We start from the raw sequence: 25,328 nt of genomic DNA, 5'->3' as shown, positions 1-25,328 counted from the left end.
AACATCATGAAAGTCCATTTCATCGTGCATGAAGCGTTCGAGGCGCCGGGCGCCTACGAGACATGGGTACGCGAGCGCGGCTACGCGGCCACGTATTCCCGCGTCCACGCCCATGAACCGCTGCCCCCGTCCATCGCGGACATCGACCTGCTGGTCGTCATGGGCGGACCGCAGTCGCCGTCGACGACGCGCGAGGAATGCCCGCATTTCGACGCCGCCGCCGAACAGGCCTTGATCGCCGCATGTGCCGCGGCGGGCAAGGCGGTCGTCGGCGTCTGCCTGGGGGCGCAGCTGATCGGCGCGGCCCTGGGAGCGCGCCATGCGCACAGCCCTGAAAAGGAGATCGGCAAGTTCCCCATCATGCTGACGCGAGAAGGACAGGCGAACGACAAGTTCGCCCATTTCGGCGATGTCCTGGAGACCGGGCATTGGCATAGCGACATACCGGGCCTGACTGACAGCGCGAAGGTCATCGCCCACAGCGAAGGCTGCCCCCGCCAGATCGTCGAATACGGCAATCTGGTGTACGGATTCCAGTGTCATATGGAGTTCACGCCGGAGGTGGTCGACCTGCTGATCGCCGCTTCAGAAACGGAACTGGCCACGCTGGAGTCGCACCGCTTCGTGCAGCAGCCAGCGACCCTGCGCGCCCACGACTGGCAGGCCATGAATGGCAAGCTGTTTGTTTTCCTTGACCGGCTCATGCAGGCCTACGCATCGCCGTGAAAAAAAACGCCAGCATGATGCTGGCGTTGTGGGGCAAGCAGACGAGGCGCTTATTTTTTCGGCGCGCTCAGGCATTCCTTCATGAAAGCCTTGCGGGCATCGCCCTTCATGTCCTTGGCGTCGACATTGCATGCCTTCATCTTGTTTTGCTGCGTCATGGCCGGCGCCGGCTTGGCGCTCAGGCATTCCTTCATGAATGCCTTGCGCTCATCGCCTTTCTTACCGGCGGCGTCCGCATTGCAGGTCGTCATTTTTGACTGTTGGGCCGTCTTGGCGACAGGCGCCGCTTCCGGCGCGGCGGCAAAGGCGGTGCTGGCAAACGCGGCGGCGATGCAGAGGGCGAATAATTGTTTCATGGCAAATCCTTGTAGACGCAGTCAGTGGAAGGGGACGTGCAACCGGCAGGCAATGCCGATATGCAGAACGTAACTAACTATATGACATTTATCAACAAAATTTGCAATCGAGTGTGTCTTTTTGTTACTGGCCGGCGCCAGGAACCTGCCGGCTGCCCCGGGCAGCCATCTTGCGGCGGCAGCCCCCCTGTTTTTTGCTATGCTAGCGACTTTCCACCGGCCGATGCCGCTGCCTTGGCCGGCGCACCCTCAATACGGAGTAGTTATGGTCTCGTTGCAAGAGCAGTTTTTAAAGGCCGGCCTGGTCGACAAGAAGAAGGTCAAACTGGCCAACCAGGACAAGAGCAAGCAAAAAAAGGACGAGCGCAAGAGCGGCACGCAAAGCGTCGACGAAGTGCGCCTGGCCGCGCTCGAGACCCAGCGCAAGAATGCGGAACGCGCGCGCGAACTGAACGCCCAGCGCGACGCGGCCGCCAACCAGAAGGCCATCGTGGCGCAGATCGCGCAAATGGTGCAAAAGAACCGTCAGAGCAAGGGCAACAACGGCGACGTGCCGTACAACTTTACATTTAATAACAAGATCGAGCGCATCTACGTGACGGCGGCCGTGCAGGCCCACCTGGTGGCTGGCCGCCTGGTCATCATCTGCCTGGGCGGCGCCGTGGAACTGGTGCCGCGCATCATCGCCGACAAGATCGCCGAACGCGACCCCGCCATCGTCGTGCGCGTCAAACAGGCCAGCACGGAAGTAGACGAGGACGATCCGTATGCGGCGTTCCAGATTCCCGATGATTTGATGTGGTAAGAACGACGGGGCTGGCCGCAGCCGGCAGCCTTGCTCGATTCAATAAAAACGCCAACCCGAAGGTTGGCGTTTTTATTGGCGCGGCAAATTCTGTTACCCGGCGCAAGCAAGGCACGGGGAGATGCAAGGCTAGGCCGGTATCTGGACAGTTACCATTACTGCGCTGCGGGCGCGCTTCTCTCATTCGTGGCTTGCCTGGCAGCAGGCAGGCCAAATGACGCTGGTAATCGCCCCAGGATTTCGCCAGTGATGCCGGAGTAAAAAACGATGCCCAAGATATTCCCAGTAAGAAATACTCTATCTGTCGTAGTCACGTCGATTTGTTGTGGTGTTGAATCGGACGACTTGTAGTCGTAGGCAATGTAAGGCGATGCCAGCTGCATCACGATCATCGCCTTCAAGACCGGCAATTCTTTTGCCGCGACGGCATTTTCCAGCGTAAACTGGAATGCAGGTTTTATGTATTGGGTGTAGCCCCGGTCAATATCCAGGAATGGGATGCGATTGACGGCAACGCCCATCGTGGATGTGTACGTTTCTTCAATGGGATAGTAGCCGCGATAGGTGCTGCGTCCTTTATAACGGCCTTTCGAGTTCAATTTGGAACTCAAGTCAAATTGGTCCAGTCCTTTATAGGAAGGCTTGTTGATGTCATAGTCCGGCGCGCCGATGCCATTCAAGTCTCGTGTGCGGGGAAAGACATACAGCTTCACTTTTCCCGTATCCGCATTGAAATCGTACCCAATGCCAACGGAATATGCTCCGTCTTTTTTGACGGAAACAACAAAGGCCAGTGCATCATTCAAGCTCGAATCCGCCACCACTTTTTCGTTCAGCGCTGCCGCCATTCTGCGCTTGTAGTCAGCCGTCGATTCAAACTCCCCCTTTTTCTCGCGCACAAATTTTTTGACTGCCTCGATGACCGCGCCCAGCGGCAAGCCTGGATACGCCGGATCGAGGCGGTCGCTGTCGAGCATCTCCATGGAAAATTTCTCCCCCTCCACCTTTCGTTCCCATGGCCTGTGGAGGACGGCACTCTTCTGTTCCTGAGGCGTTGCGCTCGATGGGTTTTTCACTTGCTCTGCCACTTGCGTGGCCTGTGCCGTGCCCATGCCGGCAAGTGCGCTGGTGGCAGCCAGCAAGAACCATTTTTTCATTTTCATCATCCTTGATGCCGGTGTTAATGTTTATTTAATTTTAACATGTTTCCCGTGGGGAATATCTGCCGGTATCGGGGTACTGGCGTCTCGCGTCAGGCCATGCGCTGGAGGGGAAATACCGTATCGGATGAGGGGAGGATGCCGGCATGCGGCCGGAAGAGGGGGATGCTGCGGTGAATTGGCGCAGTCCACAAACAAAAACGCCACCCGAAGGTGGCGTTTTTGAATGTAAAACGAATTCTTGGTGGCCCGGGGCGGAATCGAACCACCGACACAAGGATTTTCAATCCTCTGCTCTACCGACTGAGCTACCAGGCCAAGGTGGCGAATTATAGCAGACCAAAACGGGAATGCAAGAGCCGGCTGTGACTTTTCCCCGATTTTCTGCATAGGCAACACCTTACTTGCCTACGGGTCAAATATGATTTGATATAAACGGTATTTTTCTCAACAAAGGATGGGCGCATAGTGTAGTCATCGTTACTGACTTGAGAGGATTACCGCATGAACGCCACCCCCCATCACACCGCCATCCCTGAAATCGGCCTGGGCACTTTCCGCCTGCAGGGACAGGTCGTCATCGATTCCGTCGCCACGGGCCTGGACGTTGGCTACCGCCATATCGACACGGCGCAAATCTACGGCAATGAAGCCGAAGTGGGCCAGGCCATCGCCGCCAGCCCCGTCCCGCGCGACGAGCTGTTCGTCACCACCAAGATCTGGATCGAGAGCTTGCGGCGCGACAAACTCATTCCCAGCTTGAAAGACAGCCTGCACAAGCTGCAGCTGGAGCAGCTGGATTTAACGCTGATCCACTGGCCGTCGCCGCAGGACGCGATTCCCGTGGCCGAATACATGGCGGCGCTGGCGGAGGCCAAGGCGCAGGGGCTGACCAAGGCCATCGGCGTGTCGAATTTCACCAATGCGCAGCTGCAGCAAGCCATCGATACGGTGGGTGCGGCGGAAATCGCCACGCAGCAGATCGAGATCCATCCGTTCCTGCAAAACCGCAAGGTCATCGATTTTGTGCGCAGCCAGGGCATCCACATCACGGCCTACATGCCGCTCGCCTATGGCAAGGTGATGGCGGACCCCGTGATCGCCGCCATCGCCGCGAAGCACGGCGTGACGTCGGCGCAGGTGGCCCTGAGCTGGTCGCTGCAGCAGGGCTTTGCCGTGATCCCCTCGTCGACGAAACGTGCCAACCTGGAAGCGAACCTGCATTTTCAGCGCATCACCCTGTCGCCGGACGAGATGGCGCAGATGGCGACGCTGGAACGGGGCGAACGCCTGGCCAACCCGGACGGCCTGGCGCCGCAGTGGGATTGAGATGGGCGCCATGACAAAGCTGGGGCAGGGCGGTTTCAGTATCGGCCTGGAACTGCCGCTCGATAATGACTGGTCGTCCATGGGGCGCCAGGCGAATGCGGTCTCCGGCCGCATGCCGGGCGAACCTGATCTGACACAGCACGCGGCGCTGGCGAAGCTGGCCGACCGCCTCGGTTTCAGGGCCCTGTGGCTGCGCGACGTGCCCCTGTACGACCCGTCGTTCGGCGACGCGGCCCAGGTCTTCGAGGTGTTTACCTATCTTGGCTACCTGGCCGGCATCACCGGGAACATCTTGCTGGGCACGGCCGCCGTGGTGCTGCCGCTGCGCGAGCCCGTGCTGACGCTAAAAGCGGCGGCCAGCGTGGACCAGTTGAGCGGCGGGCGTTTGCTAATGGGCGTGGCCAGCGGCGACCGGCCCGTCGAGTATCCCGTGTTTGGCCGCGATTTCGACGGGCGCGGCGCCGCCTTCCGCGAGCAGGTCGCCATGCTGCGCGACTGGGGCGAGACGCGTCTGCAGCCCGGCATCCGTTTGCTGCCCAAGCCAGCCGCGCCCTTGCCCCTGCTGGTGGCGGGGCTGGCGCAGCAATCGCCCGCATGGATCGGCGCGCAGATGGATGGCTGGCTCGCCTATCCTGGCATGCCGGACGACCATGCGCGGCGCTCGGCGCAATGGCGCGCCGTGGCTGGCGATGACAAGCCGTATGTCAGCTTCATCCACCTGGACCTGGACGAAGATCCGAACCTGCCGCTGCAGCGCTTCCGCTTCGGTGGACGCACGGGGCGCCATGGCCTGATCGCGGAGCTGCACGCCATGCGCGCGGCCGGCGTGCGGCATATCGGCTTGCAGCTGCGGCAGAACCGCCGCCCGCTGGCCGAGACGATGCAGGAGATCGCGGACCATGTGCTGCCCGTCTTTCATGGCGCCGCTTGATCTGGGGCACGCGTTCTGTACTTCCGGACTATCTGAAAAGGGTGGGGCAAACGCTATAATGGCCGCATGAACAGTCCCACTCCCCCTACCATGCGGCGCTTCATGCATAGCCACAGCGACGTTTGCATCGTCGGCAACGGCGCCATCGCGAAAACCACGGCGCTGGCGTTTGCCCAGGCAGGACAAAGCGTCACCCTGTTAGCGCCGGTGAGCCCGCCCGCCCCCGCTTCGGCCGCCAAGCCGGTCGAAGCCAGCTGGGACGTGCGCGTGTATGCGCTCAATCATACGGCGCACCAGTTGCTGTCGTCGCTGAAGGTATGGGGTGCTTTGGCGCCCGACAGGGTGGCGCCCGTTGACGCCATGCTGGTCAACGGCGACGGCGCGCAGGCGGGCGGACTCGGTTTCGACGCCTACGGCGCCCATGTGGGCATGCTGGCGTGGATCATCGAAGACCGCAACCTGGGCCAGGCGCTGGACGCCGCCCTCAAATTCGCGCCGAACGTCAGCGTGCTGCAGGGCCGGGCCAGCCGCCTGGAATGGACGAACGATTCGGCCATCGTGCACCTCGATGGCGGCGACACCATCACTTGCGCATTGGTAGTGGGCGCGGATGGCGCCCAATCGTGGGTGCGGGGCCAGTGCGATATCGGGCTCGATTACCGCTCCTACGGCCAGCGCGGCGTGGTCAGCAACTTCGCCTGCGAAAAGCCGCACCATGGCGCCGCCCACCAGTGGTTCACGGGCAGCGAAGGCATCGTCGCCTTGCTGCCGTTGCCAGGGGACCGCGTTTCGCTGGTCTGGTCGGCGCCCGATGCGCTGGCCGATACCTTGATGGCCGAATCGGCCGACGCCCTGGCCGCGCGCCTGGCCGCCTATTGCCACGACAAACTGGGCAAGCTCACGCCGCTGCAGCCGGAAGTGGTGCGCGCATTTCCCCTGACCCTGATGCGCCCGCACGCCATGGTGGCGCCGCGCGTGGCCCTGGTGGGCGACGCCGCCCATGTGGTGCACCCGATGGCGGGCCACGGCATGAACCTCGGTTTTGCCGACGTGGCGCAGCTGGTCAAGACGATCAGCGAACGCGAAGCGCACCGCGGCATCGGCGACGAACGCGTGCTGGCCCGCTATGCGCGCGCGCGCAAGGAAGACGTGCTGTTGATGCAGCTGGCGACCGATGGCCTGGCGCGATTATTTGGCGCCGATCTGGAACCGTTGCGCGTGGTTCGCAATTTGGGATTAAACTTGCTGGATAAATTGCCGGCCCTGAAGCGGAAAATGATTGCGCACGCATTGGGACATCAGTAAATATCAGCGAATCTTAAGATATCGCCGGATAATGGCAGGTGTGAAAATTCAAGGTCGCCGCAGCTGGTCTGCGGCGATCGTTTTGTCAAAGAGATAACGATGCCGGGCCAGAGGCCAGTCCCGCCAGGCGTTTCAAGTGGAGAAGTGATAGTGATAAAAATGAGCAGAATCGCATTGGTACTCGCCTCTGGCCTGATGATGTCGTGCGCCGGCGCGGAAACGCCGACGGAAGCGAACATCAAAAAGCTGATCGAGCCGCGCCTGGGCGAAGGCGCCAAGGTCGATTCGGTCAAGGAAACCCCATACGGCGGCCTGTACGAAGTGCGCACGGGCGGCGACATCCTGTACACGGACAAAGCCGCGCAATACCTGTTCGTCGGCCACGTCTTCGACGCCAAGACGTCGCAAGACCTGACCAAGGTGCGTCTGGACGAAGTCAATCGCATCAAGTTCTCCGACTTGCCGCTCGATTCCGCCATGAAGACCGTCAAGGGCAATGGCAAGCGCGTGATCGCCGTGTTTGAAGATCCGAACTGCGGCTATTGCAAGCGTTTCCGCCAGAATGCGCTGAAGGAAATCGACAACGTCACCGTCTACACCTTCATGTACAACATCCTGTCGCCCGACTCCATCGTCAAGTCGCGCAATGTGTGGTGCGCGCCAGACCGCAACAAGGCCTGGGATGACTGGATGTTGAACGGCAAGGCGCCGGCCACGGTGGCCGCCACTTGCGCCAATCCGCATGAAAAAATCCTGGCACTGGGCCAGCAATTGCGCGTCTCGGGCACGCCAGCCATCTTCTTTGCCGACGGCAGCCGCATTCCGGGCGCGGTCGATGCGAAGACGCTGGAACAGAAATTCTCGACTATTAAGTAATCCGGGCTGTCGCCAGGAAGGCTGGACGGCGCGCCCTCGCAAGGCGCGCTTTTTTTTGCACTTTTTTCCGCTGTCGTATCATCAAGTGTTGTTCGTAGACGCCATAACAATCCAAAAAAGGGGAAGCAGCAGATGATTACCTTGAATATCAACGGACGCGACACGCAGGTCGACGCCGATCCTTCCACGCCCATCCTGTGGGCGCTGCGCGATAACCTGAATATGACGGGCACCAAATTCGGTTGCGGCGCGGCCCTGTGCGGGGCCTGCACGGTGCACCTCGACGGCCAGCCTATCCGCTCCTGCATCACGCCGATTTCCTCGGTGGGCGCGCAAAAAATCACCACCATCGAAGCGATGGAAAACGACCAGGTGGGCAAGGCCGTGCAGGCGGCATGGGTACGCCACGACGTGCCGCAATGCGGCTACTGTCAAAGCGGCCAGGTGATGAGCGCGACGGCGCTGCTGCGCACCAACAAGGCGCCCAGCGATGCCGACATCGACGGCGCCATGAGCGGCAATATCTGCCGCTGCGGCACCTATCAACGGATCCGCGCAGCCATCAAGGACGCGGCCAAGACCCTGGCCTGAGGAGAGCGACATGCGTATCGAATGGTTGAATCAGGAAGCATTGCAGCATGGCGGGGTGACCCTGGGCGCGGCGCTGGCATCGGCGCCGGTGGCCGTTGCCGATGGCGTGTCGCGGCGCGGTTTCATGAAGGCCGGCGCTGCGGCCGGCGGCGGCTTGATGCTGGGCTTTTTCCTGCCCGGCGCAGGCAAGCTGGCGCAGGCGGCCGATGCCGCGCCCGCCAAGCCCGTGTATGCGCCGAACGCCTTCTTGCACATCGCTCCCGATAATTCGGTGACGGTGCAGGTGAACCGGCTGGAATTCGGCCAGGGCGTGCAAACGAGCTTGCCCATGCTGATCGCCGAGGAACTCGACGCCGATTGGAGCCTGGTGCACGGCGCCCTGGCGCCAGCCGGCGAGCAGTACAAGGATGCCGCCTATGGCATGCAGATGACGGGCGGTTCGGGCAGCATCGCCCACTCGTTTACGCAGTACCGCGAAATCGGCGCCAAGGCGCGCGCCATGCTGGTGGGCGCCGCTGCCGCGCAGTGGAAAGTCAGTCCCGACCAGGTGCGTGCCGCCAAGGGCGTGCTGTATGGCCCTGGCGGACAAAAGGCGACGTATGGCGAGTTTGCCGACGCGGCCATGCGCCAACCCGTGCCTACCTCCGTCAAGCTGAAAGACCCGCGCGAATTTGTCATCATCGGCAAACCCGTGAAACGCCTCGACGCGGCCGCCAAGTCCACGGGAAAACAGCAGTTCGGCATCGACTTCAAGCCGCCCGGCGCGAAAGTGGCCATGGTGGCGCGCCCGCCCGTGTTTGGCGCCAAGGTGGCGAAATTCGACGCCAGCAAGGCGAAAGCCATCAAGGGCGTGCTCGAGGTGCTGGAAGTGAAGACCGACCGTGGCGGCAGCGGCGTGGCCGTCATCGCCGACGGCTACTGGCCCGCCAAGCAGGGACGCGACGCGCTGGTGATCGAGTGGGATACGAGCGCCGTGGAAAAGGTCAGCAGCGACAAGCAGCTGGCCGCCTTCAAGGCGCTGGCGAAAACGCCGGGCACCATCGCCAAACCTGCCGACATGGGCAAGCTGGCCAAGGCGCCGAAAAAGATCGAAGCCGTGTACGAGTTCCCCTACCTGGCGCACGCGCCGATGGAGCCGCTCAACTGCGTCGTCGACCTGCAGGCGGACAAATGCACGATGTGGGTGGGCTCGCAATTCCAGACCGGCGACCAGGCGGCCATCGCGGCTACTTCCGGCCTGAAACCCGGGCAGGTGACGCTGCACACCATGATGGCTGGCGGCGGCTTCGGCCGGCGCGCCGTGCCCTCGTCCGATTATGTGGTCGAAGCCGTCAACGTCGCCAAGGCATACAGGGCGGCGGGCAAGAGCGGCCCCTTAAAGCTGATGTGGAGCCGCGAGGATGACATCAAGGGTGGCTACTACCGGCCGTCGCATGTGCACCGTGCGCAGATCGGTCTCGACGCCAAAGGGAAAATCCTCGCCTGGGACCACACCATCGTGGGCCAGTCCATCATGGCCGGCACGCCGTTCGAAGCCTTCATGGTGAAAAATGGCGTCGACGGCACCATGGTCGAAGGCATGGGCGAGCCGTACACCCTGCCGATGAAGCTGTCCGTGCACACGGCCAAGGCGAACGTGCCCGTGCTGTGGTGGCGCTCCGTCGGTTCGACGCATACGGCCTTTGTCATGGAAACCCTGATCGACGAGGCGGCGCACGTGGCGAAGATGGATCCCGTCGCCTACCGCAAGCAGCTGATCGACGCCAGGCACACGCGCCACATCGCCGCGCTGGACCTGGCCGTGGTCAAGTCCGGCTATGGCAAGAAGAAGCTGCCGAAAGGGCAGGCCTGGGGCGTGGCCATGCATGAATCGTTCAATTCCGTCGTCGCCTACGTGGTGACGGCTTCCGTGGTGGAAGGCGCACCCAAGCTGCACCAGGTATGGGCCGGCGTGCATTGCAACCTGGCCGTCAACCCCTTGACGATCGAGGCGCAAGTACAGGGCGCCGCGCTGATGGCGCTGGGCATGACCATTCCCGGCGCGGCCATCACGCTCAAGGATGGCGTGGTGGAGCAGCAGAACTTCGGCGACTACCCGGTACCGCGCATGCAAGACATGCCGGTGATCGAGGTGCACCTGGTGCCATCGGGCGACGCGCCAACGGGCATGGGCGAACCGGGCGTGCCGCCATTGGCGCCCGCATTCGCCAATGCGCTGTTCGCCCTGACGGGCAAGCGCCTGCGCAAGCTGCCATTCGACCTGGCGGCCGCATGACGGCAGCTGTTTTTTGAGTACGGTCGGCATCTTGCTGGCAGCCGGAAGGGGGCGCAGATTCGACCCTTCCGGCGTGCAGAACAAATTATTGCAGCCTTTGACGGAAGGCCCGCATGCGGGCTTGCCGGTGGTGGCGGCTGCCGCAAAGTCCATGCTGGCGGCCTTGCCGCGCGTGCTGGCCGTGGTGCGTGCCGACGATACGCAGGTGGCGCGCGTGCTCGGTGCGCTGGGCTGCGAGGTGCGCGTCTGCCATGATGCCGACAGGGGCATGGCCGCCTCGCTCACCTGCGCCATTGATTACGTGCGCGGCGCGCCGGGCTGGCTGATCGCCTTGGGCGACATGCCTAGTGTGGAAGCGGCTACAATCTCCGCCTTGTCGCAAGCCATCGGCGATGGCGCGCACATCGCCGTTCCCGTGTTCCAGGGCCGGCGCGGCAATCCTGTCGCCTTCAGCGCCTTCCACTTGCCGCTGCTGCTGGCGCTCGATGGCGACCAGGGCGCGCGCAGCATCGTCAACAGCCATGCCGTATGCGAAGTGACAGTGGACGACAGCGGCATCTTGCGCGATATTGATACACCTGACGATTTGTCGCCGGTGCCTGGCGCACCCGGGCGATTGTAGAACATCCATGCCAGACACGAGGAAAACATGAAGAAAGCACCGATTCAAAAAATCACCGCCAAGGCGGGAGCCAAGGCAAGCGGCAAAGCCACAAGCAAAGCCGTAGCGAAAACCGCAGTGAAAACCACACCGGCCGCCGGCATCATCTACAGCATCGCCGCTGCCGACCTGGCCGGCCACATGTTCAAGGTGACGTTGACAGTCAAGTCGCCGGCCGCCATCGGCCAGGTCTTGTCCTTGCCGGCCTGGATCCCGGGCAGCTACATGATCCGCGAATTTTCGCGCAACATCGTCAGCATCCGCGCCGAGTCCGAAGGCAAGGCCGTGGTGCTGACCAAATTGGACAAACACTCGTGGCAAGCCGCTCCGTGCAAAGGCCCGTTGACGGTGGAATACGACGTGTATGCCTGGGACCTGTCCGTGCGCGCCGCCCACCTGGACCAGAATCACGGCTTCTTCAACGGCACCAGCGTGTTCCTGCGCGTGCTGGGCCAGGAGGCCGAGCCGCATGAAGTGCACATCGTGCAGCCGAAGGATGCGGCCTGCAAGACCTGGAAGGTGGCCACCACCCTGCCGGAACTGAAAGCGAAGCGCTATGGCTTCGGCAGCTACCAGGCGGCCAACTACGATGAGCTGATCGACCACCCGGTGGAGATGGGCGACTTCGCGCTGGCCACCTTTACCGCGCATGGCGTGCCGCACGATATAGTCGTCACGGGCAAGGTGCCGAACCTGGACCTGGACCGTCTGTGCCGCGACCTGAAAGCCATCTGCGAAACACAGATCGCCTTCTTCGAGCCGAAGACCAAGAAGGCGCCGATGGACCGCTATGTGTTCATGACCATGGCCGTCGGCGACGGTTACGGCGGCCTCGAACACCGCGCCTCGACGGCGCTGATCTGCGCGCGCGCCGACTTGCCGACGACGGCGTCGACCAGCACGGAGATCGGCGACGGCTACCTGAAATTCCTGGGCCTGTGCAGCCACGAGTACTTCCACACCTGGAACGTCAAGCGCATCAAGCCGGCCGCCTTTGCGCCGTACAACCTGCAGGCGGAAAGCTATTCGCCGCTGCTGTGGCTGTTCGAAGGCTTCACCAGCTATTACGATGACCTGATGCTGGTGCGCGCGGGCCTGATCGACGAGGCAGCCTATTTCAAATTGCTGGGAAAAACCGTCAACAGCGTCTTGCGCGGCAGCGGCCGCACCAAGCAAAGCGTGGCCGATTCCAGTTTCGACGCCTGGGGCAAGTACTACCGCCAGGATGAAAACGCGCCGAATGCCATCGTCAGCTATTACACCAAGGGTTCGCTGATCGCGCTGGCCTTTGACCTGACAATCCGCAGCAAGACGAACGGCGCAAAGTCGCTGGACGACGTGATGCAGGCCTTGTGGCAGCGCTATGGCCGCGATTTCTACAAGGGCAAAGCGCGCGGCGTGACGCCGGCGGAAGTCGAAGCCCTGTTCGATGAGATTGCCGGCACGCGCATGAAGCCGTTCTTCGAGCGCTACATCCGCGGCACGGACGATGTGCCGCTGGCGCGCCTGCTGGCGCCGTTCGGCGTGAAATACAGCGATGCGCGCAAGGCGGAAAAGGCCAGCCTCGACGTCAACCTGGGCCGCGACGGCAACGATGCCAGGCTGGCGCAAGTACACCAGGGCGGCGCCGCCCACATGGCCGGCCTGTCGGCGGGCGACGTGCTGGTGGCCGTCGACGGCTTGCGCGTGACGGGCACCAACCTGGACACCTTGCTGGGCCGCTACGCCGTCGGCGCCAAGGTGGCGATCCACGCTTTCCGCCGCGACGAGCTGATGACGTTTGCGGCCGTGCTGCAGGGCGACCGCGTGCCGGGTGTCAGCCTGGCGCTGCTGCCGGCGCCGAAGAAAGCCGCGGGACCGAAGCGTCCTAGCGCGGCATGATGCAGTTTGTCATGCAGTAGGACAGAAAACCGGCCGTCACTGGCCGGTTTTTTTATTGCAAGTAGCAATTTCTCAAATGCAACTTATCCGCTGAACTGGCGGCTTGCCATCATATTTACCGTAAATGAACTAATTTTTCTTTAACTAAACTAAAATTGCCGAACTGCTTCTTTTAGATCGCGCCAACGTGCAAACCCTCGATCCGCGAACCATCATGCTGATGACGACCCTGATGTGCGGGGCGATGAGCATTGTCATGTTCTCGGTGTATCGCAGTTTCCGGCGCGAGGTGCATGGCCTGGGACATTGGGCGGCCGGTTTGCTGTTGCTGGTGTGCGCGTCCCTGCTGTTCGGCACCCGCGAAGTGCTGCCGCCGGCATTGTCCGTGATCGCGGCCAATGCGGCGCTGGTGGCCGGCATCGGCCTGTCGATGCTGGGCACGGAGACATTCTTTGGCCTGGCGCCCAGCCGCCGCGCCTATCTGCTGATACTTGCCCTGGCCATCGCCGGCAATAGCTGGTGGCTGCTGGTGCACCCTGATTTCTCGGCGCGCGTGGCGGTCTTCTCCCTGCTGGTCTTCCTGTTTTACGCCCGCCAGGCGCAGTTGGTGTGGCGCCATGGCGAGCGCCATTTCTCGAGTTTTTTCTTTGGCGCGCTGATGCTGACGCAGGCGATCGTGGTGCTGGCGCGCGGCGTGTCTGCCTTGCTGCATGGCGGCGCCAGCGTGAACCTGACGGTGGCCGGCACGCCGGCCGGCATCTATCTGGCGGTCGCCAATTTCATGGCGCTGCTGCTGACGGTGGGCTTCATGACGGTGGCGACGCGTCGCCTGCAGCAGATACTGGAGCGCCGCTCGACCCACGATCCGCTGACGCAGGTGCTGAACCGGCGCGGCTTTGGCGACGCCTATGCGCGCGAAATGGGCAATCTGCGGCGCCGCCGTTTGCCGCTGACACTGCTCAGCATCGACCTCGATTACTTCAAATCGATCAATGACCGCTACGGTCACGCGGTGGGAGACCAGGTGCTGGCGCATGTGGCCACTGTCATCGGCGGGGCCTTGCGCGAATCGGATTGCGTGGCGCGTTACGGCGGCGAGGAATTCGTCGTGCTGATGCCGGACATGCCGGTGCAAAGTGCGCTGGGCGTGGCCGAACGCATCCGCACCTTGCTGCGTGAGTCCAGTCATGCGGGACTGCCTTCGTGTACGGTCAGCATCGGTGTCGCTTGCCAGGCATCGGTGGTGGAAGGGCTGGAACAGTTGCTGTCGCGCGCCGATGCGGCCCTGTACCTGGCCAAGGAGCGGGGACGCGACCGCATCGAACTCGATACCGCTGCGCTTACTGTGGACCGGACAATGTCCGCAGCTGGAATCGGTACTGGTCGTTGAACAGGAAGGTTTCGGAAAAATCGAAGGTCTGGGCATGGCGGCGCATCAGGTGTGCCGCCGGCGGAAAGAGCGTCTGCACGCGCCGCACGGCGGCCAGGGCCGCGGCCGATGCTTCGCTGTCGCGCGAACGGTGGACATGCACGCTTTTCAGCTCGCCGTCGGGCCCCACGCTCAGGTCGAGCACGACGATGGCCGGCAGCATGGGCGGCAGGCGTCCGCTGAACGTGTATGCAGCGTTGGCCTCCATGATCTGCTGCGCCACCAGTGATTTGTAGGCGTCGATGCTGGCGGCGAGCTGTATCGCGGCGGGCGTGCGAGCGGGCGCAGGTGTGGGCGTGCGCGCCGCTGGCGGGGCCGCAGTCTGGCAAGCCGACAGCAGGCTGGCGGCGGCAAGGACGATTATCGCGTGTCTCATGCCTGCCAGCCTACCATGGTTTAGCTGAACAGGCGCTCCAGCTCCACGCCGGGGTCTGGCGCACGCATGAACGCTTCGCCCACGAGGAAGCTGTGGATGTGCGCGTCGCGCATGCGTTGCACGTCAGCCGTGCTGTGGATGCCCGATTCCGTGATGATCAATCTGTCTTGCGGGATGCGCGGCAAGAGATTGATGGTCGTGTCGAGCGACGTTTCGAAGGTGCGCAGATTGCGGTTGTTGATGCCGATTAGCGCGCTCTTGAGTTTCAGGGCCGCCGTCAGCTCTTCGCCGTCGTGGCTTTCGATCAGCACGCCCATGCCCAGTTCGTGGGCGCACGCTTCCATCTCCGCCATCAGGCCATGGTCGAGCGCCGCGACGATCAGGAGGATGCAGTCGGCGCCCATGGCCCGCGCTTCATAGATCTGGTACATGTCGACCATGAAATCCTTGCGCAGCACGGGGATGGTGCAGGCGGCGCGCGCCTGCTGCAGATACTCCACGGATCCCTGGAAGAACTGTTCGTCCGTCAGCACGGACAGGCAAGCCGCGCCATGCGCCGCATAGCTGGCGGCGATATCAGCCGGACGGAAGTCGGCGCGGATCACGCCTTTCGACGGCGACGCTTTTTTCACTTCGGCGATGATGCCGGGCTTGCCGGCGGCGATGTGCTGGCGCAAGCTTGCTTCAAAGCCGCGCAGGCCGGCGCGCAGTGCGCTGTCGCTTTCCACGTCGCCGCGCAGGCTGGCCAGGCTGCGGCGGGCTTTGGCCTTGGCCACTTCATCGGCCTTCACGGCCAGGATTTTATCGAGTATGTCGGACATGATGGTCGCTATTCTATAAGGGAGGGCGGGGAGCTTACGCTTTTGCCGGGGTGCCCAGCTGCTGCGTGACCTGCACGAATTGAGCGAGTTTCGCCAGCGCCGCGCCCGAGCTGACGGCGGTGCGCGCGCGCGCCAGGCCGTCTTCGATCGAGCTGGCCACGCCGGCCGCGTACAGCGCCGTGCCCGCGTTCAGGGCGACGATGTCGGCAGCGGCACCTGGCTCGCCGCGCAGCGCTTCCATCATCTTGGCCTTCGATTCGGCGGCATCGGCCACTTTCAGGTTGCGGCTGGCGATCATCGACATGCCGAAGTCTTCGGGATGGATTTCATATTCGCGGATTTCGCCGTTGACCAGTTCGCCGACGAGGGTAGAGGCACCGAGCGAGACTTCATCCATATTGTCGCGGCCATACACGACGATGGCATGCTGTGCGCCCAGACGCTGCAGCACGCGCACCTGGATGCCGACCAGGTCGGCATGGAACACGCCCATCAGGATGTTCGGCGCGCCGGCCGGATTCGTCAGCGGACCGAGGATGTTGAAAATCGTGCGCACGCCCAGCTCCTTGCGCACGGGCGCTGCATGCTTCATGGCCGCATGGTGGTTCGGCGCGTACATGAAGCCGATGCCCGTCTGCGCGATCGACTGGGCGATCTGCTCGGGCTGCAGGTTGATGTTGACGCCCAGGGAGTCGAGCACGTCGGCGCTGCCGGACGAGGACGAGACGCTGCGCCCGCCATGCTTGGCGACGCGCGCGCCGGCCGCCGCCGCCACGAACATCGAGGCGGTGGAAATATTGAAAGTGTGCGCGCCGTCGCCGCCCGTGCCGACGATGTCGAGCAGGTTGGTGGTGTCGGCCATGGGCACCTTGGTGGAAAACTCGCGCATCACTTGCGCGGCGGCGGCGATTTCGCCGATGGTTTCCTTTTTCACGCGCAAGCCCATGGTGAGGGCGGCGATCATGGTGGGCGACATTTCGCCGGACATGATCTGGCGGAACAGGTACAGCATTTCGTCGTGAAAGATTTCGCGGTGTTCGATGCAGCGCAGCAGGGCTTCTTGTGGGGTGATCGGCATGATGCTTCCTTCTTCAATGATGGCGCAGGACGACACTGATGGCACGCCGTGGCGTGCGCGGAAAATCAGCGCTCGAGAAAATTCTTCAGCAGGGCGTGGCCGTGCTCCGAGAGGATCGATTCGGGGTGGAACTGCACGCCCTCGATATCGTATTCCCGGTGGCGCACGCCCATGATTTCGCCGTCGTCCGTCCACGCCGTCACTTCCAGGCAGGAAGGCAGCGAGGCGCGTTCGATCGCCAAAGAGTGGTAGCGGATCACTGTGAAGGGGCTGGGCAAGCCTTTGAAAACGCCCACGCCCGTATGCGCGATGAGGGAAGTCTTGCCATGCATGACTTGCTTGGCGCGGATGACCTTGCCGCCAAACGCTTCGCCGATGGCCTGGTGGCCCAGGCACACGCCCAGTATCGGCTTCTTGCCGGCGAAGTGCTTGAGCACTTCCACCGAAATGCCCGCCTGTGCCGGCGCTTTCGGGCCGGGCGAGATACAGATGCGGTCCGGGTTCAGCGCCTCGATCTGTGCGATCGTGATTTCATCGTTGCGGTAGACCCGCACGTCTTCGCCCAACTCGCCGAAATACTGCACGATGTTGTAGGTGAAGGAGTCGTAGTTGTCGATCATCAGCAGCATCTTAAAACCCTCCATCCAGGCCATCTTGCACTTGTTCGGCGGCGCGCAGTACGGCGCGCGCCTTGTTTTCGGTTTCCTGCCATTCCATTTCGGGGATGGAATCGGCCACGATGCCGGCCGCGGCCTGCACATACAGCATGCCGTCCTTGACCACGCCCGTGCGGATGGCGATCGCCACGTCCATTTCGCCGCCAAACGACAGGTAGCCGCAGGCGCCGCCGTAGATGCCCCGCTTGGTGATTTCCAGTTCGTCGATTACCTCCATGGCGCGCACTTTCGGCGCGCCCGTCAGGGTGCCGGCGGGGAAGGTTGCGCGCAGCACGTCCAGGTTCGACAGGCCATCTTTCAGCTTGCCTTCCACGTTCGAGACGATGTGCTGCACATGCGAGTATTTTTCGATGACCATGCGGTCCGTGACGTGCACGCTGCCCGTCTCGGCGATGCGGCCGATGTCGTTGCGCGCCAGGTCGATCAGCATCACGTGCTCGGCGATCTCCTTCGGATCGGCCAGCAGCTCGGCCGACAGTTCGGCGTCGCGCTCTGGCGTGGCGCCGCGTGGACGGGTGCCGGCAATCGGACGCAAGGTGACTTTCTTGCCGCCGTCCGCCGTCTTCTCGTTGCGCACCAGGATTTCCGGCGAGGCGCCGATGATCTGCATGTCGCCGAAATTATAGAAGTACATATACGGCGACGGATTGAGCGAACGCAAGGCGCGGTACAGTGTCAGCGGCGAATCGACATACGGCTTGCGGATACGCTGGCCGATCTGTACCTGCATCAGGTCGCCCGCCATCACGTATTCATGCGCCTTGGCGACGGCCTTCAGGTAATCTTCCTTGGAAAAGTCGCGGATGGTTTCCGTGCGCACGGAAGCGCTGGTGACGGGGGCATCGACACCGCGGCGCAGCATCATGCGCAAGTCTTTCAGGCGCTGCTGCGCTTTCGAAAACGATTCGGGCTGCGTGGTGTCGGCGTAGACGATCAGGTAGAGCTTGCCGGACAGGTTATCGATGACGGCCAGTTCTTCCGTCACCATCAGCTGGATGTCGGGCAGCTTCAAGTCGTCTTTCGGCGCGCCGCCGGCCAGTTTTTTCTCGATGTGGCGCACGGTGTCGTAGCCGAAGTAGCCGGCCAGGCCGCCGCAGAAGCGCGGCATGCCGGGGCGCAGGGCTACCTTGAAGCGCGACTGGACCTGTTCGATGAAGTCGAGCGGATTGCCTTCGTGTTCTTCGATCACTGTGCCGTTCTTGACGATTTCGGTGCGCTTGCCATAGCTGCGCAACACGGTCGTGGCGGGCAAGCCGATGAAGGAATAGCGGCCGAAGCGTTCGCCGCCGACGACGGATTCGAGCAGGAAGGTGTTCTTGCCGCCTTGTTGGGACTGTGCCAGTTTCAGGTACAGGGTGAGCGGGGTTTCCAGGTCGGCGAACGCTTCCGCGATCAGGGGGATGCGGTTGTAGCCTTGCTGGGCCAGCGATTTGAATTCGAGTTCGGTCATGTTTCTCTCCATGCCGTCAGGGTATGAGTGTGCATAGTGCACAAACCCTGCGGTGGGTTATCAAAAAACTTGCCGGGACATGCAACATGCGCAAAATGCGCAAAGAACGCGTGTGCAGCCGGCAGCAATCGTAACGGCTCGGCCCTTAGGCCTGCCAGGATTGCCAGCGTCGCCAAAGCCAGGCCTCAATCGAGCCGGTTTGGGTGACATTGTGTTTTTTGATGAGAAACGTGTTCACGATATGGTGTTGGGTTTGGTCAGTATGCTGGTTAATTTTGCATGCTAATAAAACGGGCTGCTTCGAGCAGTGTCTTTACTATACCATCGGAATCGGTATCGTGTATAGAGTGTCCGTGATTGTAGCCATACGGTACCGTCAGTACGGGGCAAGCCGCAGCCCTGGCCGCTTGTGCGTCATTCGAGGAGTCGCCGATGGCCACCACTTTGGAGGGCGGCAAGTCGAAGTCCGCGCACACTTGCAGCAGCGGCATGGGGTGCGGTTTTTTCTGCGGCAGCGAATCGCCGCCGTAGACGATCTCGAAATACTGGTCCAGGTTTTTCAGTTTCAGCAGGGGCAGAGCGAAGGCGATGGGCTTGTTGGTGACGCAGGCCAGGCGCAAGCCCGCCGCCTTCATCGCCGCCAGTCCCTCTTCCACGTCCGGGTACAGGGTGCTGAACTGGCCGTTGATGGCCAGGTAGTGGCGCTGGTAACCGTCCATCGCCTGCTCGAAACGCTGTTCCACGCCGGCCGCATCGAAGTCGAGCGCAAGCACGGTGCGGATCAGGTTTTCCGAGCCCTTGCCCACCATCAGCTTGATGGCGTCGGCGCTGATGGGCGCCAGGTCCAGTTCGGCGCGCATGCCGTTGATGGCGATATGAAAATCGGGCACGGTGTCGAGCATCGTGCCATCGAGGTCGATGATGGCGGCGCGCACGCCGGCCAGTACGTGATCCTTCACCGTGCCCGCTTGCATCAGGCGCCTTTGACAGTTGCCAGCTCGGCGCGCATGGCGTCGATGACGGCCTTGTAGTCCGGCTTGCCGAAGATGGCCGAGCCGGCGACGAAGGTGTCGGCGCCGGCGGCAGCGGCAGCGGCGATGTTGTCGATCTTGATGCCGCCATCGACTTCCAGCATGATGTCACGGCCCGACTCATCGATCATGCGGCGCGCTTCGGCGATCTTCTTCAGCGCTTGCGGAATGAAGGACTGGCCGCCGAAGCCCGGGTTGACGGACATGATCAGGATGATGTCGATCTTGTCCATCACGTGTTCCAGGTAGTGCAGCGGTGTGCCCGGGTTGAATACCAGGCCCGATTTGCAGCCATTGTCGCGGATCAGCTGCAGCGAACGGTCGACGTGATCCGACGCTTCCGGGTGAAAGGTGATGATGTTCGCGCCAGCCTTGGCGAAATCCGGGATAATGCGATCGACAGGCTTGACCATCAGATGCACATCGATGGGTACTTGCACGTGCGGGCGGATCGCTTCGCACACCAGGGGGCCGATGGTCAGGTTCGGCACGTAATGGTTATCCATCACGTCGAAGTGGATGATGTCGGCGCCGGCGGTAACGACGTTGCGCACTTCCTCGCCCAGGCGGGCAAAGTCGGCGGACAGGATGCTGGGAGCGATACGGAATGTTGTCATGGTGAAGTAGCCAAAGGATAGAAAATGCGATTTGCGCTATTTTACGCCTGACGCCGCTACCGTGCCTCATTGAAGTACGGTGAAATACAGAATACGCATCGCGCGATGGCCAATGCGGCGCGCGCGACACACAATATGACTGGCAATGTCTGAAGAGGAATGACGATGGCGACTTATGAATTTACGGTAACGGTCAAGACGCAATATCTGCCCGATCAATCGGCACCGGACCAGGGGCGGCACGTGTTCAGCTACACGATCCGCGTCGTCAACACGGGCACGGCTGGCGCGCAACTGATTTCGCGCCACTGGGTCATCACGGATGCGAACAACAAGGTGGAAGAGGTGCGCGGCCTGGGTGCCGTCGGCCACCAGCCGCTGCTGCAGCCGGGCGAGCAGTTCGAATACACGAGCGGCACCATGCTGGGCACGCCGCAAGGCTCGATGCATGGCGAATACTTTTGCGTGGCCGAAGATGGCCATCAGTTCGAAGCGCCGATCCCCGAGTTCGTGCTGTCGGTGCCGCGCACCCTGCATTAAGGAAACGCCGGGGGCTTGCCCCCTTATTTCAGTTTTTCGGTGGCGTCCTGTTCTTCACTGAGCTGCTTGCGTGCCGGCGGTGTGGGCTTTTTGCCCGAATACATGGTCCACCAGACTATAAATGCCAGCAAGAAGAACGCCACCAGCGCCTCTATCATCAAGATCCACATACGCATCCCTATGTTATTTACACGCAGCCCATTTACCAGCCGTCTGTTTACACGCGGTAGTCTACTCGTTTCAGCCGGTGGCGTCGCGCTTGCGCTTTCCGCCTGCACCACGCCGTCCACGCCACCCGCTGCCTCCAGCGGCAAGGCGCCCGCCATCGCTCCGACCGTCGTCAGGCCGGTGCCGGCCAAGCCTGCCGACGCCAAGGATGTCACGGATACGGCAGTCCCCACTTTCGTGCCCGCCAAGTTCGCCGCCTTGCCTGGCTGGGCCCGCGACGACATGCGCGCGGCCTGGCCCGCCTTCATGGCGTCGTGCGGCGTGCTGGTCAAGCGTCCTGACTGGAAAGAATCGTGCACGATTGCACGCCAGGTGAATGCCGACAGCGACAAGGCCATCCGCCTGTTTTTCGAGACCTTCTTTGTGCCCAATCAAGTTGTCACCGCCGATGGCGCCAATACTGGACTGGTGACCGGTTATTACGAGCCATTGCTGCACGGCGCGCGCAAGCGCGGCGGTCCATACCAGACACCGCTGTACAAGGTGCCTGACGACCTGGTTTCGGTGGACTTGTCCGGCGTGTATCCGGAATTGAAGAACATGCGCTTGCGTGGCAAGCTGGTCGGCAAGAAGGTGATACCGTACGCGACCCGCGCCGACATCGAGCGCGCCACGTCCGTCACGGGCAAGGAATTGCTGTGGGTGGATGACGAAGTCGAGGCATTCTTCCTGCAAGTGCAGGGTTCCGGGCGCGTGCAGTTGACCGATACGCAGGAAACCGTGCGCGTGGCGTACGCGGATCAAAACGGCCATCCGTATAAATCGATCGGCCGCTACCTGGTCGACAAGGGCGAGCTGACCTTGAGCCAGGCATCCGCGCAAGGCATCAAGGCGTGGATCGCCGGCCACCCCACGCGCAAGGATGAATTGTTCAACGCTAATCCCAGCTATGTCTTCTTCAAGGAAGAGCGCCTGCCCGACCCGAAAGTGGGGCCGAAGGGCGCGCTGGGCGTGCCGCTGACGCCGCAGCGCTCGGTAGCCATTGATTCGCGCTTCTTGCCGCTGGGCGCGCCCGTGTTTTTGTCCACCACGCAAGCCAATAGCGAGATCCCCATGCAGCGCCTGGTGATGGCGCAGGATACGGGCGGCGCCATTCGCGGGCCGATCCGTGTCGATTATTTCTTTGGCTTTGGCGCGGAAGCGGCCGAGAATGCGGGCCGCATGAAGCAGAGCGGCGCCGTGTGGGTGTTGTTGCCGAAACAGGCGCCGGCGCGCTAGAGGAGGTGCGCGGCGCCGGCGGGTGATGGTCTGGCGTCAGCTTAGCGCAGAACCATCACTGGCAAGTGCGTGTGGGCCAGCACTTTTTGCGTTTCGCTGCCCACGAACAGTTTGTTCAAGCCCTTGCGGCCATGCGAGGCCATCAGGATGATGTCGCAATGGTAGGTCTGCGCCGCATTGACGATTTCATCGTGCGGGCTAGGTGACACGGCCACCACGCCTTCGAAGGGTACACCGGCAGCGCGCGCCGCTGCGCCGATCTTGTCGATGGCGCGTTGCGACGCTTCCTGCATCTGCTGTTCATACAGGCTGGCGTCGAGCACGATGCCGCCGTCGGCCATCGGCGAAAACGGGAAGGGCTGCACCACGCTGATGGCGACCAGCTTGGCTTTGTTCAGTTGGGCGAAGGCGAGGGCGGTCTCGGCGGCTTTGTCGGACAACGGCGAGCCGTCGGTGGGAAATAAGATGGTGTTAAACATAGCGTGCTCCTCAAGTGATGTAAGACAGCTTATGGATTTATATCAATTAAAACCTTGATATAAATCAAACCTCACAGGCTTTGGCGTGAATAGTGTCGCCAAGGCAATCTTTTAGCAGTGTATGCCTGTTCATCGCATCAGGTGCGCACACTACGCAGCGGCGTGCCCCACACCATGGCGGCTGTCAACAGGATGCTGCCGGCCGCGATGCAGGCCAGGCCATTGCGCACGCCAAAGTGTTCCGCGATCCAGCCGGCGGCCAGCGCGCCCAGCGGCGCCGTCGCCACCGTCAGAAAGCGCATGGTCGACGTCATGCGGCCCAGCATGGGATCGGGCGTGACTTTCTGGCGCAGGCCCAGATAGGGAATAAAGAACAGCATCACGCCGCAATCGAAAAAGAACATCAATATGGCATACGCCACGGCGCTGGCGGCAGCGCTGCCGAACAGCGCGGCGGGAATCGTTGGCGTCAGGGCAAAGCAGAGCGAGGTCGATGCCAGGCCGATCAGGATGGTGCGGCCGGCGCCGTAGCGCTTCGTCAATGGCTTGACGATGAAGGCGCTGAGCAGCACGCCGGCGCCGCCCAGCATCTGCGTCATGCCCAGCACGCCAGGACTCATGCCCAGGTCTCGCGTGGCGAACAGCACCGTCAAGGCCATGCTGGCGTAGAACAGGAAGTGCCAGATGCCGGCGCCCCACGCCAGCGCGCGCAGCAGCGGTTCGCGCCAGACGAACAGCAAGCCATCGGCGATGTCGCGCAAGGCGTGCTTGTCGGATGGGGCGGGGCGCGGATCGCGCACGCTCATGGCACGCAAATTGAAGACGGAAATCAGATAGCCGCAAGCCGTGCACAGGATGGCGACGGGCGCTGACAAGACTTGCACCAGCACGCCGGCCAGGCCGGGACCGATCAGGCGCGAAGCCGATTCGGTGGCGGCAAATTTCGATTGCGCATCGATCAAGCCATCGCGGCCCACCAGGAAAGTCAGAAACACCTGCTCGGCACCGCCACCGACGACGAAGCCCGTGCCGATGATGAACCCCACTATATATAACCACGGCATGGACAGCACGCCGCACCAGTAAGCCACGGCCACGCTGGCCAGGGCCAGGCCGGACATGCTTTCGCTGAACAGCATGATCGGGTGCTTGCTGCGCCGGTCCAGCAGCACGCCGACGGGCAAGCCGAAGAGGGCGAACGGCAGCGCCTGCAAGGCAACCAGCATGCCCATCTGTTCTGGCGTCGCATGCAGTAACAGTACCGCACACAAGGGCAGGGCCAGCGAGGTGATCTGGGCGCCGAAGCAATTGAGGCCGTTGCTGAACCACAGGCGGCGGAAATTGACGCTGGCGGCGCTGCCGTCGCCGCGCAGGTAATGGGCGCAGTACTGGAAGAGGGAGGAGAAAATATGTTGCTCGATATGAAAATGATCAGGCTCACAATAATAGCAGCGCACCCGCCGCGCCGCTGCCGTTAGCCGCTACAATCGTTGCACCGTGTTCATCCAGAGGAGACTATATGCAATACGAAGACTTGATCATCGATATCCAGGACAAAGTGGCGGTCATCCGCCTGAATCGCCCGAAGGCATTGAATGCCTTGAACGACAACATGATGAATGAGCTGGGCGACGCCTTGCTGAAGTTCGATGCCGACGAGAATATCGGCTGCATCGTGCTCACGGGCAGCGAAAAAGCGTTTGCCGCCGGCGCCGACATCGCCGCCATGGCCGATTACACCTATCCGGACACTTTTACCCAGGGCTACATCAGCCGTAACTGGGAGCATATCTTGCGCGTGCGCAAACCTGTGGTGGGCGCGGTGGCTGGCTATGCGCTCGGTGGCGGCTGCGAACTGGCCATGATGTGCGACTTCCTGATCGCTGCCGACAGCGCCAAATTCGGCCAGCCGGAAATCAAGGTTGGCGTCACGCCGGGCGCGGGCGGCACCCAGCGTCTGCCGCGCGCCATCGGCAAGGCCAAGGCCATGGATTTGCTGTTGACGGCGCGCACCATTGATGCTGCCGAGGCGGAGCGCATCGGCCTCGTATCGCGCGTGGTGCCGGCCGATAAGTTGCTGGAAGAAACCCTGGCTGCCGCCAAGACCATTGCCGCCATGCCGACTTCGGTTGCCATGATGATCAAGGATTGCGTCAACCGCGCCTTTGAAAGCACCTTGACGGATGGCGTCGCCTACGAGCGCCGTTTGTTCCAGGCCGCCTTCGGTACGCCTGCGCAAAAAGAAGGCATGCACGCTTTCCTGGAAAAGCGCTTGCCAAACTTCGACGGTCTTTGATATGATTCGCCTCCCCGATGAGACGCACTGGTTTGCGGCACAAAAGGGACGGCCTTCCGGGGCTGGCTAGTAAAAAAGAAGGTTGACGAAATGCTGCAAACGCTTCATACTCTTCCTTCTTCGCAGCTGACAAACACAACGCTTTGTCGATAGCGCGAAAGCAGTAACCGAATACAGTTCTTTAACAATTAA

Annotated in this window: 26 protein-coding genes and 1 tRNA gene; 14 read left to right on the top strand and 13 right to left on the bottom strand. The window is 62.1% G+C overall.

Annotated features, from left to right (window positions below):
• Window positions 1-6 precede the first annotated feature (6 nt).
• Window positions 7-726 (top strand): hypothetical protein, encoded by a 720-nt coding sequence (locus O3297_RS22835; RefSeq protein ID WP_305050263.1) that lies wholly within the window; start codon window positions 7-9, stop codon window positions 724-726.
• 50 nt (window positions 727-776) lie between these two features.
• On the opposite strand, the gene O3297_RS22830 is transcribed toward O3297_RS22835, so the two are convergent.
• Window positions 777-1,082, bottom strand: a complete 306-nt coding sequence (locus O3297_RS22830; RefSeq protein WP_211552105.1) for a PsiF family protein — start codon at window positions 1,080-1,082, stop codon at window positions 777-779.
• A 265-nt stretch (window positions 1,083-1,347) separates the two neighbouring features.
• Between O3297_RS22830 and O3297_RS22825 the strand changes: the two genes are divergently transcribed.
• The gene (locus O3297_RS22825) at window positions 1,348-1,887 is read left to right on the top strand and encodes a DUF2058 domain-containing protein (RefSeq protein WP_034784389.1); all 540 of its coding nucleotides are present in this window, start codon (window positions 1,348-1,350) and stop codon (window positions 1,885-1,887) included.
• 155 nt (window positions 1,888-2,042) lie between these two features.
• On the opposite strand, the gene O3297_RS22820 is transcribed toward O3297_RS22825, so the two are convergent.
• Both O3297_RS22820 and O3297_RS22815 read right to left on the bottom strand, forming a co-directional pair.
• Window positions 2,043-3,044, bottom strand: a complete 1,002-nt coding sequence (locus O3297_RS22820) for a hypothetical protein (RefSeq protein WP_305050260.1) — start codon at window positions 3,042-3,044, stop codon at window positions 2,043-2,045.
• Between the two features lie 245 nt (window positions 3,045-3,289).
• Window positions 3,290-3,365: transfer RNA gene (locus O3297_RS22815), tRNA-Phe, on the bottom strand.
• A 186-nt stretch (window positions 3,366-3,551) separates the two neighbouring features.
• Here O3297_RS22815 and dkgB point away from each other — a divergent pair.
• The 9 genes from dkgB to O3297_RS22770 all read left to right on the top strand — a co-directional run bounded on the left by dkgB (window position 3,552) and on the right by O3297_RS22770 (window position 14,286).
• Window positions 3,552-4,376, top strand: coding sequence for a 2,5-didehydrogluconate reductase DkgB (dkgB, locus tag O3297_RS22810; protein WP_305050259.1), 825 nt, complete (start codon window positions 3,552-3,554; stop codon window positions 4,374-4,376).
• A gap of 1 nt (window position 4,377) precedes the next feature.
• Entirely contained in the window at window positions 4,378-5,307 is a 930-nt protein-coding gene (locus O3297_RS22805) for an LLM class oxidoreductase (RefSeq protein WP_305050258.1), read from the top strand.
• A gap of 66 nt (window positions 5,308-5,373) precedes the next feature.
• On the top strand, window positions 5,374-6,612 hold the full coding sequence (locus tag O3297_RS22800) for an FAD-dependent monooxygenase (protein WP_305050257.1): 1,239 nt from the start codon (window positions 5,374-5,376) through the stop codon (window positions 6,610-6,612).
• A gap of 159 nt (window positions 6,613-6,771) precedes the next feature.
• Entirely contained in the window at window positions 6,772-7,488 is a 717-nt protein-coding gene (locus O3297_RS22795) for a DsbC family protein (RefSeq protein ID WP_034785648.1), read from the top strand.
• Between the two features lie 132 nt (window positions 7,489-7,620).
• The gene (locus O3297_RS22790) at window positions 7,621-8,079 is read left to right on the top strand and encodes a (2Fe-2S)-binding protein (protein WP_034753534.1); all 459 of its coding nucleotides are present in this window, start codon (window positions 7,621-7,623) and stop codon (window positions 8,077-8,079) included.
• Window positions 8,080-8,089: 10 nt separating this feature from the next.
• Window positions 8,090-10,354 (top strand): xanthine dehydrogenase family protein molybdopterin-binding subunit, encoded by a 2,265-nt coding sequence (locus O3297_RS22785; protein WP_305050256.1) that lies wholly within the window; start codon window positions 8,090-8,092, stop codon window positions 10,352-10,354.
• 13 nt (window positions 10,355-10,367) lie between these two features.
• On the top strand, window positions 10,368-10,976 hold the full coding sequence (locus O3297_RS22780; protein WP_305050255.1) for a nucleotidyltransferase family protein: 609 nt from the start codon (window positions 10,368-10,370) through the stop codon (window positions 10,974-10,976).
• 117 nt (window positions 10,977-11,093) lie between these two features.
• Window positions 11,094-12,896 carry a M61 family metallopeptidase gene (locus tag O3297_RS22775; RefSeq protein WP_305050253.1) on the top strand — a complete coding sequence of 601 codons (1,803 nt, stop codon included), beginning with the start codon at window positions 11,094-11,096 and terminating at the stop codon, window positions 12,894-12,896.
• Window positions 12,897-13,083: 187 nt separating this feature from the next.
• Window positions 13,084-14,286: a GGDEF domain-containing protein gene (locus O3297_RS22770; protein WP_225317177.1), complete on the top strand. Its 1,203-nt coding sequence runs from the start codon at window positions 13,084-13,086 to the stop codon at window positions 14,284-14,286.
• On the opposite strand, the gene O3297_RS22765 is transcribed toward O3297_RS22770, so the two are convergent.
• From O3297_RS22765 to rpe, 7 genes are all read right to left on the bottom strand, one after another.
• Complete coding sequence (locus O3297_RS22765) at window positions 14,237-14,701, bottom strand: hypothetical protein (RefSeq protein ID WP_305050252.1); 465 nt, start codon at window positions 14,699-14,701, stop codon at window positions 14,237-14,239. The two genes, O3297_RS22770 and O3297_RS22765, sit on opposite strands and share 50 nt — an antisense overlap.
• 20 nt (window positions 14,702-14,721) lie before the next feature.
• Window positions 14,722-15,522, bottom strand: a complete 801-nt coding sequence (gene trpC, locus O3297_RS22760) for an indole-3-glycerol phosphate synthase TrpC (protein ID WP_034785640.1) — start codon at window positions 15,520-15,522, stop codon at window positions 14,722-14,724.
• Window positions 15,523-15,556: 34 nt separating this feature from the next.
• Window positions 15,557-16,600 carry an anthranilate phosphoribosyltransferase gene (gene trpD, locus O3297_RS22755; protein ID WP_305050251.1) on the bottom strand — a complete coding sequence of 348 codons (1,044 nt, stop codon included), beginning with the start codon at window positions 16,598-16,600 and terminating at the stop codon, window positions 15,557-15,559.
• Window positions 16,601-16,665: 65 nt separating this feature from the next.
• Window positions 16,666-17,229, bottom strand: coding sequence for an aminodeoxychorismate/anthranilate synthase component II (locus tag O3297_RS22750; protein WP_099396060.1), 564 nt, complete (start codon window positions 17,227-17,229; stop codon window positions 16,666-16,668).
• Window position 17,230: 1 nt separating this feature from the next.
• Window positions 17,231-18,727, bottom strand: a complete 1,497-nt coding sequence (gene trpE / locus O3297_RS22745; RefSeq protein WP_305050250.1) for an anthranilate synthase component I — start codon at window positions 18,725-18,727, stop codon at window positions 17,231-17,233.
• A 269-nt stretch (window positions 18,728-18,996) separates the two neighbouring features.
• Window positions 18,997-19,701, bottom strand: coding sequence for a phosphoglycolate phosphatase (locus O3297_RS22740; RefSeq protein WP_305050249.1), 705 nt, complete (start codon window positions 19,699-19,701; stop codon window positions 18,997-18,999).
• Complete coding sequence (rpe, locus tag O3297_RS22735; protein WP_070254125.1) at window positions 19,701-20,375, bottom strand: ribulose-phosphate 3-epimerase; 675 nt, start codon at window positions 20,373-20,375, stop codon at window positions 19,701-19,703. Before rpe ends, O3297_RS22740 begins: the two co-directional genes overlap by 1 nt.
• A 165-nt stretch (window positions 20,376-20,540) precedes the next feature.
• On the opposite strand from rpe, the gene apaG reads away from it, so the two are divergent.
• Window positions 20,541-20,915 carry a Co2+/Mg2+ efflux protein ApaG gene (gene apaG, locus O3297_RS22730; RefSeq protein ID WP_034785627.1) on the top strand — a complete coding sequence of 125 codons (375 nt, stop codon included), beginning with the start codon at window positions 20,541-20,543 and terminating at the stop codon, window positions 20,913-20,915.
• Between the two features lie 23 nt (window positions 20,916-20,938).
• Here the strand turns inward: apaG and O3297_RS22725 are convergent, their stop codons facing one another.
• On the bottom strand, window positions 20,939-21,085 hold the full coding sequence (locus O3297_RS22725) for a hypothetical protein (RefSeq protein ID WP_305050247.1): 147 nt from the start codon (window positions 21,083-21,085) through the stop codon (window positions 20,939-20,941).
• Between the two features lie 10 nt (window positions 21,086-21,095).
• On the opposite strand from O3297_RS22725, the gene O3297_RS22720 reads away from it, so the two are divergent.
• The gene (locus O3297_RS22720) at window positions 21,096-22,361 is read left to right on the top strand and encodes a murein transglycosylase A (protein ID WP_305050246.1); all 1,266 of its coding nucleotides are present in this window, start codon (window positions 21,096-21,098) and stop codon (window positions 22,359-22,361) included.
• A 41-nt stretch (window positions 22,362-22,402) separates the two neighbouring features.
• Here the strand turns inward: O3297_RS22720 and O3297_RS22715 are convergent, their stop codons facing one another.
• Both O3297_RS22715 and O3297_RS22710 read right to left on the bottom strand, forming a co-directional pair.
• On the bottom strand, window positions 22,403-22,840 hold the full coding sequence (locus O3297_RS22715; RefSeq protein ID WP_070312619.1) for a universal stress protein: 438 nt from the start codon (window positions 22,838-22,840) through the stop codon (window positions 22,403-22,405).
• Window positions 22,841-22,977: 137 nt separating this feature from the next.
• Window positions 22,978-24,297, bottom strand: a complete 1,320-nt coding sequence (locus tag O3297_RS22710; protein ID WP_305050245.1) for an MFS transporter — start codon at window positions 24,295-24,297, stop codon at window positions 22,978-22,980.
• A gap of 62 nt (window positions 24,298-24,359) precedes the next feature.
• Here O3297_RS22710 and O3297_RS22705 point away from each other — a divergent pair, with 62 nt between their 5' ends.
• Window positions 24,360-25,136 (top strand): enoyl-CoA hydratase, encoded by a 777-nt coding sequence (locus O3297_RS22705; protein ID WP_305050243.1) that lies wholly within the window; start codon window positions 24,360-24,362, stop codon window positions 25,134-25,136.
• The last annotated feature ends 192 nt before the right edge of the window (window positions 25,137-25,328 follow it).

Source organism: Janthinobacterium sp. SUN128 (genome assembly GCF_030587275.1).
Taxonomy (GTDB): Bacteria; Pseudomonadota; Gammaproteobacteria; order Burkholderiales; family Burkholderiaceae_D; genus Janthinobacterium; species Janthinobacterium lividum.
The sequence above is the reverse complement of the archived record's forward strand: the minus strand, read 5'-3'. Positions and strand labels throughout refer to the sequence as shown.